This is a genomic window from Nocardia sp. NPDC004654, from assembly GCF_040609595.1.
Taxonomy (GTDB): Bacteria; Actinomycetota; Actinomycetes; order Mycobacteriales; family Mycobacteriaceae; genus Nocardia.
On record NZ_JBEXKI010000013.1, the window covers coordinates 96,920 to 107,590 of the forward strand.

Here is a 10,671-nt window from a genome sequence, read left to right on the forward strand (position 1 = left end):
CGGGGACCAGAGGTGTACGAGTGCGGAGGGACGAGCCGATGAGTCGGATCGAGCAGCCGGGCCAGCCCGGCAAGGCGGGGAAACTGCTGAAGAAGGCCGACGGACTGCTGTTGCAGGCGGCGGGGGAGACCGATCCGCGGGAGCGCTTCCGTACCGCGTACCTCGCCGCGCTGCGCGGCGCGGGCGCGGTGCTCGCGTTCACCGGCGCCGACGCCGCGCCGCGGGCCCGCTCGCGCAACGCCTGGGTGCTGTTGCAGCGCGCCGCGCCCGAGTTCGTCATGTGGGCCGATTACTTCAGCGCGCGCTCGGAACTGCGCGCCGCGCTGGAGGCCGGACTGGACCGCGAAGTGGACGAGCGGCAGGCCGACGAGTTCTCTTCGCGGGTGGGGGCATTCCTGCACGACGTGGAAGATCTGCTGAAGTCGGCCGCCCGGTTGCGGCCCGCGCCGGGATGGGGCGGAGGCATGACCGCTTAGTTATCACCGAGAAGGTGGTACGGCCCTGATCGAACTCGTATCATTGGTGTCAGATAGCCGCCAAGGTCGGCTATCTGTCGCCTACCCGGAGGCGACAAGCCACGTCCTAGTGCCGGGGGAGGTACCGTGCCACTCTCCGAGCACGAGCAGCGCATGCTCGAACAGATCGAGAGCGCGCTCTATGCTGAGGATCCGAAGTTCGCCTCGTCCGTCCGCGGCGGACGCCTTCGCTCGACCTCGAGTCGTCGCAGACTCCAGGCCGCGGCCTTGTTCGTCCTCGGTCTGTTTCTACTGGTCGCCGGTATCGCCGCTCCGGTGAAGCCCGGTGGCTTTCCGATCATCAGCCTGATCGGATTCATCGTCATGTTCGGCGCCGGCGTGCTGCTGCTGCTCGGCAATTCCAAGGGCGCCGCCCGTGGCGCGCGTTCCGGCGAGGCGCCCTCCAGCGGGCCGGGCGGTGGCGGATCGAGCGGACATGGGCGTCAGCGCAAGTCCGGTGGTTTCTCCGAACGCATGGAGGATCGCTTCCGGAGACGGTTCGAGCAGGAGTAGCTCGGCTGTAGCCCCGATATCTTCATACGGCAGGCGACGCCGCACCATGCGATGGTGCGGCGTCGCCTGCTCGCGTTCAGGCCCTGCCGCGCAGCGGTAGGGGACGCGTCTTCGTAGGTGATCTCCGCACTCGCACCGGCCGTGCGCGGTCTTCGTACGGACTCCCATACGGCTGTTCCTTTAAACCTTCCCCGAGACGGTTTCCACTTCTCCCCACGGCGTCCCCCACCTTCCCCCAGCACCACCCCCGATACGCTCGAGGGCCTTGGCTACCAGGGCGGTTTGCTGGATGTTTCCGGGCCGTCACGCGCCGGTGCCCGCGTGTCGGCACAACATGCAAAAAGTTCCCCACCCCGGTGATAGCTGGGATGACCTGCGAAATCGTCTCGGCGGGGAGCCAGATCACCTCCACTTTCGATTGAAAGTGGGGGAAAGTGGGGTAATGTGGAGCGCGCACTACAGGAGAGGCCATCCAGAGAGGTGATCCAGTAGGGAGGTATCGAGATGTTTCTCGGTACCTACACACCTCGACTGGATGACAAAGGGCGACTCACGTTGCCTGCGAAGTTTCGAGACGATCTGGCGGGAGGGTTGATGGTCACGAAGGGTCAGGACCACAGCCTTGCCGTGTACCCCAAGGAAGAGTTCACCGCGCTCGCTCGACGAGCCGCGGCGGCGTCTCGCAGCAATCCGCAGGCCCGCGCGTTCGTCAGGGCACTCGCGGCCGGAACCGACGAACAGCGTCCGGACGCACAGGGCCGCATCACGTTGTCAGCGGATCATCGGCGCTACGCGAACCTGGACCGGGATTGCGTGGTGATCGGCTCCGTCGACTTCCTCGAGATTTGGGACAAGCAGGCGTGGGAGTCCTACCTCGCCGAGCACGAGGAGGATTACGCGCAAGCGAGAGACGAGTCGCTGGGCGGAATCTTCTAGCCCGAGCGGACGAGTGCCACGCGGCCTCTGCCCGGACGCGGACCCTGGCGTACTTCCCCGACGCCAGGTGCCGTTGTTCGGTCAGAGACCACGGGGCATTCGTTCTCGACAGCAGCTTCTTTATCAAAAGCACTGTGGAACAAGGCGACCCGTGTGCGATGGTCGAACGTTCGGCCACCGGCGCTCGCCATCCGGTGCAAAGCGACGACGCGAGGCAGGATCCGGGAGGTCGAGGTGAACCGCGAACAGGACGGCCCCCGGCATGTCCCGGTTCTCCTGGGCCGAGCCGACGAACTGCTCGGTCCCGCGCTCACCGAGCCCGGTGCCGTCTACGTCGACGCCACCCTCGGCCTCGGCGGTCACGCCGAACACTTCCTGCGCACCTATCCCGAGCTGCGACTGGTCGGGCTGGACAGGGACACGAACGCGCTGCGCTTGGCCGAGGAGCGGCTGCGCCCGTTCGCGGACCGAATCACGTTGGTGCACACCACCTATGACGGCATCGCCGGCGCGCTGACCCAGGCCGGGCTCGATCAGCTCGGCTCGGTGAGCGGCATCCTGATGGACCTCGGCGTCTCCTCGATGCAGCTGGACGAGGCCGACCGCGGGTTCGCCTACTCCGTCGACGCCCCGCTGGACATGCGGATGGATCCGACGACCGGCATCACCGCCGCCGACGTGCTGAACACCTACAGCCACGGCGATCTCGCCAGGGTGCTGAAGACCTACGGCGAGGAGCGTTTCGCGGGAAAGATCGCCTCGGCGGTGGTGCGCCGCCGTCAGCAGCGGCCGTTCACCACGAGCGCCGAACTCGTCGAACTGCTCTACGCGACCATTCCGGCCGCGACAAGGCGGACCGGCGGTCATCCCGCCAAGCGCACTTTCCAGGCGCTGCGAGTGGAGGTGAACGGCGAACTCGACTCGCTACGCGCCGCGCTACCCGCCGCGCTGGACTCCCTACGGCTCGGCGGCCGGATCGTGATCATGTCCTACCAGTCGCTGGAGGACAAGGTCGTCAAGCAGGAGCTCGCGCCGCGGATCACCTCGCGCACGCCGGTGGACCTACCGGTCGAATTGCCGGGCATGGGACCGGAATTCCGAATGCTCACCCGCGGCGCCGAGAAGGCGACCGAGCGGGAAATAGACGAGAACCCGCGGGCCGCGCCCGTGCGCATGCGGGCGGCCGAACGGATTCAGGAAAGGGGATGAGGGTGACGACATCGAGCCAGACCTCGAGTGCCGTCGCGCTCATCGGACGTCGGTCCGCGACCGGAGGCGCACCGCGCGCGCCGATCGTCGCGGGCCGCACGACGTCGACGGGGCGGGGGTGTTCTTGCGGAACAGAGGAGGCGACGACACCATGAGTATCCGGACGCGCACGGTCCAGTCGCCGGGCCGGGTCGCCCGTCGCGTGCAGGCCGCCGAGCGGGTCAAATCCGGTGCGGCGCAACGCGCCTACGCCAAGCGCAAGACGCGTGCCGAGCAGCGCGCCGACGCGGGACCGCGGCTGCCGACCCGCCGGTCGGTGATGGCCGCGCGGATACCGTTCGTCGCGGCGATCATCGCGATGCTCGGCTGTGGCCTCGCGCTCACCCTGCTGCTCACCACCAGGGCGGCCGAGGACAGTTACCAGCTCGGTGACGCCAGGGAACTCAACAGGAAGCTCTCCGAGGAGCGCGCCGCGCTGCAGCGCGAGGTCGAGTCCGCCGACTCCGCGCCCGAACTCGCCGCGCGCGCCCGCGAACTGGGCATGATCCCGGCGAAGGATCCGGCACGGCTGGTGATCGGCCCGGACGGCACCGTGACGGTGATCGGCAAGGAGACCCCGGCGCAGGGCCCGCCCGTGCCGCCGTTGAACGTCACGCCGTCCGCGCGCCCGTCCCCCCAGCCCGGGCACGCCCAGGCGCAGGGTGAGCGCGTCGTGCCGGTGTCGACTACGCCGGGCAGGCCGAGCGCCGAGCAGGCCAATGGCAACACGCCGAGCCCCACACCCGCCGCACCGGCTCCCGGGGCGGTCGCGGTTCAGCCGTCGCCGCTACCTCCGCCGCCCGCCGAGGTGCCGCAACCGGCGGCCCAGAATCCGGCAGCGCCGCAACCCGCGGCCCAGAATCCGGCAGCGGACCCGGCAGCGCCGCAGCCCGCCGCCCAAGAGCCCGCCGTGGCACCGGATCCGGCGCCGCAGCCGGTGGCGCAAGTCCCAGCCGGTCAGCAGCCCGCACCGCCGGGCGCGCAGGTCGCACCGCAAGTTCAACCCGGAGGCATCCGATGACCCAGACCAGGCCCGCGCCGCGCAAGCGGCGCGGGCCGGTGGCATCGCGGCCGTCGAGATCGCGCGCCGCCGCCGATCGACCCGTTCGGCTGCGCCTCGGGGTCGGCCGGATCGTCATGCTGGTCGCGTTGGCCGTCGTCGTGCTCCAATTGCTGTGGATCCAAGGTATTTCCGCCCCCGGACTCTCGGCGCAGGCGGCCAGTCAGCGCACCGTGCGGCTGACCGACCAGGCCACCCGCGGCCCGATCACCGACCGCAACGGAAAGTCGCTCGCCTTCACCACCACCGCCGTGGAACTGCACTTCCAGCCCGTGCGGGTGCGCAAGGATCTGGAGGACGCGAAGGCCAAGAGCGACAAGGCTCCCGACCCGGACGAGCGGCTGCAAGCCATCGCCAAGACGATTCACGAGAAGCTGGGCGAGAACGCGCCGGCGGAATCGGCGTTGCTCGACAAACTGCGCAGTGACGAGACGTTCGTCTATCTGGCGCGCAATGTCGACCCGCGTGTCGCGACGGACATCACCGTGCAGTTCCCGGAGGTGGGCGCGGATTCGCAGCCGCGGCGCGAATACCCGGGCGGATCGCTGGCCGCCAACATCCTCGGCGCCACCGGGTGGGACGGGCACGGCCTGATCGGCCTGGAATCCTCACTGGACTCGGTGCTCGCGGGCACCGACGGCTCGCACACCTACGACCGCGGTTCGGACGGCGCCGTCATTCCCGGCAGCTGGCGCGACAAGCAGCCCGCCGTGAACGGCCACGGCGTCGAGCTCACCCTCGACTCCGATCTGCAGTACTACGTGCAGCAGCAGGTGCAGCAGGCCAGGCAGATGTCCGGCGCCCAGGGCGCCTCAGCGGTGGTCCTGGACGCCAAGACGGGCCAGGTGCTCGCCATGGCCAACGACAGCACGTTCAACCCGACGCTGGGCCCGCAGAACTGGAGCTCGGCCAAGACGAGCAACCCGTCGGTGAGCGACCCGTTCGAACCCGGCTCGGTGAACAAGATCGTCACCGCGGCCGCGGCCATCGAATACGGGCTGACGCACCCCGACGAGGTCCATCAGGTCCCCGGCTCGATCCGGATGGCGGGCGTCACCGTCGGCGACGCCTGGGGCCACGGCGTGGCGCCGTACACGACCACCGGCATCTTCGCGAAGTCGTCCAACGTCGGCACCCTGATGCTGGCCCAGCGCGTCGGCGAGGATCGCTACGCGGACATGCTGTACCGATTCGGCCTCGGCCAGCGCACCGGCGTCGGCCTGCCGGGCGAGACCGGAGGCCAGGTACCGTCGCGTGATCAGTGGTCCGGCGGCACCTTCGCCAATCTGCCCATCGGACAGGGCCTTTCGATGTCCACGCTACAGATGACGGGAATGTACCAGGCCATTGCGAACGACGGCCTGCGCATCCCGCCGCGCATCGTGAGGGCCGAGATCGCACCGGACGGCGCTCGCACCGAAGAGCCCCAGCCGGAGGGCGTGCGGGTGGTCAGCCCGCAGACCGCGCAGACGCTGCGGCACATGTTCCAAGCCGTCGTGCAGCGCGATCCGATGAACGCCGACCAGAACGGCACCGGTTGGCCCGCCGCGATCGAGGGCTACCGGATCGCGGGCAAAACCGGCACCGCGCAGAAGATCGATCCGGGTTGCAAGTGCTACTCGTCCTCCAGCTACTGGATCACCTTCGCGGGCATGGCCCCCGCCGACAACCCGCGGTACGTGATCGGCATGATGCTGGACAACCCGGTGCGCAGCTCCGACGGCAGCGGCGGCCAGTCCGCGGCGCCGCTGTTCCACAGCATCGCGTCGTGGGCGCTGCAGCGCGACCGGATCCCGCCGTCGACCGCGCCCGCGGAGAAGTTCGTCCTGCAGGCCGGTGTGTGATTCCGGCATCGTCGAACGTGGTATTTCGCCCGCCCCGGCGCGCCATCGGCGCGGCAACACCGAGGCGCGTTGTTCACCGATGAGTCAGCGTCGGTAACCTGACTCGTCACCAGCAATCCGTGCCGTCTACAGATGTCCTGTCAGAGAGGAGCGAGGTGCCCGCGCAGTCCAGCCAGCCCGTGCTGCGGCCGGTCGACCCGCCGTCGACACCGCTGACCACCGTGCTGGAGCTGACCGGCGCCCGCCCGTCGGCGACGGTTCCCGGCGATCTCGTGGTCACCGGAATCGAGCAGCGTTCGAACGCGGTGCGGCCCGGCGATCTGTTCGCCGCGCTGCCCGGCTCGCAGTCGCACGGCGCGCGCTTCGCCGCCGACGCCGTCGCGCGCGGCGCGGTGGCCGTGTTCACCAACGCCGAGGGGGCCGCGCTGGCCGGGGAACTCGGCGTTCCCGTGCTGGTGCGCGAACGGCCGCGCGAGGTGCTCGGCGAACTCTCCGCGGCCCTGTACGGCAACCCCTCCGAGCGCCTGCGCATCGTCGGCATCACCGGCACCTCCGGCAAGACCACCACCTCCTATCTGGTGGAGGCGGGCCTGGCGGCGGGCGGCCTGTCCACGGCGCTGATCGGCACCATCGAGACCAGGATCGGCGGCCGCCGGGTGCCGAGCGCGCTGACCACCCCCGAGGCGCCGCAGCTGCACGCGATGTTCGCACTGATGGTCGAGCAGGGCGTGGACGCGGTGGTGATGGAGGTGTCCAGCCACGCGCTGGCGCTCGGCCGGGTCGACGGCGTGCGCTTCGCGGTAGGCGCGTTCACCAATCTGTCCCAGGATCACCTGGACTTCCACGCCGATTTCGAGGACTACTTCGGCGCCAAGCGCAGGCTGTTCGAGCCGGGCTCGGCCGTCGCCGCGCGCACCGCGGTGATCTGCGTCGACGACGAGTGGGGCCGCAGGCTGGCCGCGAGCCTGCCCGCGCCGACCACGGTCGCGACCACCGGACCCGCGGACTGGCACGTGGCGGGCGCGGTCGCCGCGCACGGCCCGGAGCAGCGGTTCACCGCCGCCGGTCCGGACACGAATGTCGATGTGCGCCTTCGTCTTCCCGGCCGCTACAACGTCGCCAACGCGCTGCTCGCGGTGGCCGTGTGCGCTGCCGCCGGTGTCGATCCCGCCGCTGCCGCGGCCGCGCTGGCCGCCGTCGACGTGCCGGGCCGGATGCAGCGCGTCGAGCGCGGCCAGGACTTCCTCGCCGTGGTGGACTACGCGCACAAGCCCGCGGCGCTGGAGTCGGTGATCGCCACCCTGCGCGTGCACCTGGCCGCCGACAACCCGGCCGCGCCCGGGCGCCTGGCCGTGGTGGTCGGCGCGGGCGGCGATCGCGACGCGGGTAAGCGACCGCTGATGGGCGAGGTCGCGGCCAGGGGCGCCGACCTGCTCGTCATCACCGACGACAACCCGCGCTCGGAGGACCCCGCCACGATCCGGGCCGCGATCGGCGCCGGCGCGCTGGCCGTGCCGGCCGACGAGCGCGGCGAGGTCCGCGAGATCGGCGACCGGGCCGCGGCCATCGCCGCCGCGGTGGACTGGGCACGGCCCGGCGACGCCGTGCTGATCGCGGGCAAGGGCCACGAGACGGGCCAGGAGATCCAGGGTGTGAAACACCCTTTCGACGATCGCGATGTCGTGGCGGACGCCTTGTCGCGCAAGGTGGCCGCGGAGGCGCGGGCATGAACTTTCAGGCGGCACAGCATGTTCAGCGAGCACAGCGAAGTCCGCACGGGACGGACGCGGAGGACTTGACGGTTTCATGATCGAGATGACACTGCGGGAGATCGCGGAGGTCGTCGGCGGCACGCTGCACGACGTACCCGACCCGGAGGCGCGAGTCACCGGTTCGGTCGAATTCGATTCGCGCCGAATCGGTTCCGGTGGTCTCTTCCTGGCCCTGCCGGGTGAGCGAGCCGACGGACACGAGTACGCGACGGCCGCGGTGGCCGCGGGCGCCGTGGCGGTGCTCGCCGCGCGCCCGGTCGGCGTGCCCGCCATCGTGGTGACCCCGAGCCCGGGCACGGTGCCCGCGACTTCCGTTGCCCTGACCCATGATTCGGACGGCTCCGGCGCCGCGGTGCTGGCCGCGCTCGCGGCGTTGGCGCGCGCCAGCGTCGAACGGCTTGCCGCGGCGGGAGCGACGGGCCCGGAGGCGGTAGCGCAGCGTGACCACGCAGGGACCCGCGAGCGCCGCCAATCGGACACGGCCGAAGGCAGCCTGACGGTCGTCGGGGTCACCGGTTCCTCCGGCAAGACCTCGACCAAGGACCTGCTCGCCGCGGTGCTCGCGCCGCTCGGCCCGGTCGTCGCGCCGCCCGGTTCGTTCAACAACGAGCTCGGCCACCCCTGGACCGCGCTGCGCGCCGACGAGAAGACGCGATTCCTGGTGCTCGAGCTCTCCGCGCGCGGGCCGGGTCACATCGCCGCGCTCGCCCGGGTCGCGCCGCCGAGTATCGGCGTCGTGCTCAATGTCGGCACCGCGCACCTCGGCGAGTTCGGCAGCCGCGAGGCCATCGCGCAGACCAAGGGCGAACTCGTCGAGGCGCTGCCCGAGACCGGTCTGGCCGTGCTCAACGCCGACGACCAGCAGGTGGCCGCGATGGCGAGTCGGACGAAAGCCAAGGTGGTTCGAGTCGGGCAGGCCGCCAACGCCGACATCAGGGCCACCGACGTGCGCCTCGATGCCGAAGCCCGCGCCGGGTTCACGCTGCACACCCCGGCGGGCAGCACGCCGATCCAGCTGGCCGTGCACGGCGAGCATCAGGTCGGCAACGCGCTGTCCGCCGTCGCGGTCGCGCTGGCCTGCGGCGCCGACCTCGACACCATCGCGCAGGCGCTGTCCGGCGCCCAGCGGGTGTCGGAGCGCCGGATGGACGTGCGCACCACCGCCGACGGCGTCACCGTCGTCAACGACTCCTACAACGCCAACCCCGACTCGGTGCGCGCCGCGCTCAAGGCGCTGGTGACGATGTCGCGCGCGGGCGACGAGCCGCGGCGTAGCTGGGCCGTGCTCGGCGAGATGGCCGAACTCGGCGAGGAATCCGTGATCGAGCACGACGGCATCGGCAGGCTCGCGGTGCGTCTCGACGTGGACCGTCTCGTCGTCGTCGGCACCGGAAGGCCCTCCCGCGCGATGCACCAGGGAGCGGTGATGGAAGGCTCATGGGGCGAGGAGTCGGTCCTCGTGCCCGATATCAGCGCGGCCATCGCGCTGCTCGACGACGAGGTCGAAGCGGGCGATGTGGTGCTGGTCAAGGCGTCCAAGTCGGTCGGCCTCTGGGCGGTCGCCGAACACTTGACCGGCGCGGAACGTGCCACGGGGCGCGGGGGCAGTAGCGCGGAGGCAGGGCAGTGAGCGAGCGGAGCGAACGAACAATGGGCACAGCGGCCTTCGGTCGAACGACCGAGCCGAGTGTTAGCGAGGCGCGGTCGTGAGACAGATTCTCTTCGCGGCGGCGATCGCGCTCGCGGTGTCGATCCTGCTGACCCCGCTGCTGATCAAGTTCTTCGCCAAGCAGGGCTTCGGCCAGGAGATCCGGGTCGACGGCCCGGCCAGCCACCAGGCCAAGCGCGGCACGCCCACCATGGGCGGCGTCGCCATCCTGATCGGTATGTGGGCCGGTTACCTCGGCTCCCACCTGATCGGCATCGGCTACGACGCCGAGGGACCGACCGCGTCGGGCATGCTCGTCCTCGGACTGGCCACCGCGCTGGGCGCCGTCGGCTTCACCGACGACTTCATCAAGCTGCGCAAGCAGCGCAACCTCGGTCTCACCGCCGCGGGCAAGTACATCGGCCAGCTCACCTCGGCCGTCATCTTCGGTGTGCTCGCGCTCCAGTTCCGCGGCGAGAACGGTTTGACGCCTGCCAGCCGCCACCTGTCCTACGTGCGCGACATCAACACGGTGTCGGCCGGGGTGATCATCTTCCTGGCGTTCGTGTGCTTCGTGGTCGTCGCCTGGTCCAACGTCGTGAATCTCACCGACGGTCTGGACGGACTCGCCGCGGGCTCGATGAGCCTGGTGCTCGGCGGCTACGTGATCATCACGTTCTGGCAGTACTACCACGCGTGCGCGACCAAGCCCGAGACCGGTTGCTACAACGTGCGCGACCCGCTGGACCTCGCGCTGGTCTGCGCGGCGGGCGCCGCGGCGTGCATCGGCTTCCTGTGGTGGAACGCCGCGCCGGCCAAGATCTTCATGGGCGACACCGGGTCGCTGGCGCTCGGCGGTCTGCTGGCGGGCATCTCGATCACCACCCGCACCGAGCTGCTGATGATCGTGATGGGCGCGCTGTTCGTCGCCGAGGGCGTGTCGGTGGTGTTGCAGGTGGCGGTCTTCCGCACCACCCGCAACCGGCTGTTCAAGATGGCGCCGTTCCATCATCACTTCGAGCTCAGCAAATGGGCCGAGACGACTGTGATCATTCGGTTCTGGCTCTTGGCCGCCATGGCCTCCGCAGTCGGCCTCGGTCTGTTCTACAGCGAATACCTCTCCGCGGTCGGGTGA

The 10,671-nt window shown here is 70.2% G+C and carries 9 protein-coding genes; all 9 read left to right on the forward strand.

Annotation, left to right across the window (positions count from 1 at the left end; translation table 11 throughout):
* Nucleotides 1–38 precede the first annotated feature (38 nt).
* The 9 genes from ABZV58_RS33795 (at nucleotide 39) to mraY (ending at nucleotide 10,671) form a co-directional block, all read left to right on the forward strand.
* Nucleotides 39–476 carry an SAV_6107 family HEPN domain-containing protein gene (locus ABZV58_RS33795; RefSeq protein ID WP_355004248.1) on the forward strand — a complete coding sequence of 146 codons (438 nt, stop codon included), beginning with the start codon at nucleotides 39–41 and terminating at the stop codon, nucleotides 474–476.
* 126 nt (nucleotides 477–602) lie between these two features.
* A complete protein-coding gene (locus tag ABZV58_RS33800; protein WP_355004249.1) occupies nucleotides 603–1,028 on the forward strand; it encodes a DUF3040 domain-containing protein in 426 nt (141 codons plus the stop codon).
* A gap of 504 nt (nucleotides 1,029–1,532) precedes the next feature.
* The gene (gene mraZ, locus ABZV58_RS33805; protein WP_067785767.1) at nucleotides 1,533–1,964 is read left to right on the forward strand and encodes a division/cell wall cluster transcriptional repressor MraZ; all 432 of its coding nucleotides are present in this window, start codon (nucleotides 1,533–1,535) and stop codon (nucleotides 1,962–1,964) included.
* A 219-nt stretch (nucleotides 1,965–2,183) separates the two neighbouring features.
* Nucleotides 2,184–3,173, forward strand: a complete 990-nt coding sequence (rsmH, locus tag ABZV58_RS33810) for a 16S rRNA (cytosine(1402)-N(4))-methyltransferase RsmH (RefSeq protein ID WP_355004296.1) — start codon at nucleotides 2,184–2,186, stop codon at nucleotides 3,171–3,173.
* 151 nt (nucleotides 3,174–3,324) lie between these two features.
* Entirely contained in the window at nucleotides 3,325–4,233 is a 909-nt protein-coding gene (locus ABZV58_RS33815; protein WP_355004250.1) for a hypothetical protein, read from the forward strand.
* Entirely contained in the window at nucleotides 4,230–6,116 is a 1,887-nt protein-coding gene (locus ABZV58_RS33820; RefSeq protein WP_355004251.1) for a penicillin-binding protein 2, read from the forward strand. The genes ABZV58_RS33815 and ABZV58_RS33820 overlap by 4 nt, the downstream gene beginning before the upstream one ends.
* A gap of 155 nt (nucleotides 6,117–6,271) precedes the next feature.
* Nucleotides 6,272–7,846 (forward strand): UDP-N-acetylmuramoyl-L-alanyl-D-glutamate--2,6-diaminopimelate ligase, encoded by a 1,575-nt coding sequence (locus ABZV58_RS33825; RefSeq protein ID WP_355004252.1) that lies wholly within the window; start codon nucleotides 6,272–6,274, stop codon nucleotides 7,844–7,846.
* A gap of 76 nt (nucleotides 7,847–7,922) precedes the next feature.
* Nucleotides 7,923–9,518 (forward strand): UDP-N-acetylmuramoyl-tripeptide--D-alanyl-D-alanine ligase, encoded by a 1,596-nt coding sequence (gene murF, locus ABZV58_RS33830; RefSeq protein ID WP_355004253.1) that lies wholly within the window; start codon nucleotides 7,923–7,925, stop codon nucleotides 9,516–9,518.
* A gap of 76 nt (nucleotides 9,519–9,594) precedes the next feature.
* Nucleotides 9,595–10,671 carry a phospho-N-acetylmuramoyl-pentapeptide-transferase gene (mraY, locus tag ABZV58_RS33835; protein ID WP_067849178.1) on the forward strand — a complete coding sequence of 359 codons (1,077 nt, stop codon included), beginning with the start codon at nucleotides 9,595–9,597 and terminating at the stop codon, nucleotides 10,669–10,671.

Bases quoted from the DNA above. Each gene is read 5' to 3' on its own strand.
- ABZV58_RS33820 (WP_355004251.1), top strand. From the start codon at position 4,230: ATGACCCAGACCAGGCCCGCGCCGCGCAAGCGGCGCGGGCCGGTGGCA.
- mraZ (WP_067785767.1), top strand. From the start codon at position 1,533: ATGTTTCTCGGTACCTACACACCTCGACTGGATGACAAAGGGCGACTC.
- ABZV58_RS33795 (WP_355004248.1), top strand. From the start codon at position 39: ATGAGTCGGATCGAGCAGCCGGGCCAGCCCGGCAAGGCGGGGAAACTG.
- murF (WP_355004253.1), top strand. From the start codon at position 7,923: ATGATCGAGATGACACTGCGGGAGATCGCGGAGGTCGTCGGCGGCACG.
- ABZV58_RS33815 (WP_355004250.1), top strand. From the start codon at position 3,325: ATGAGTATCCGGACGCGCACGGTCCAGTCGCCGGGCCGGGTCGCCCGT.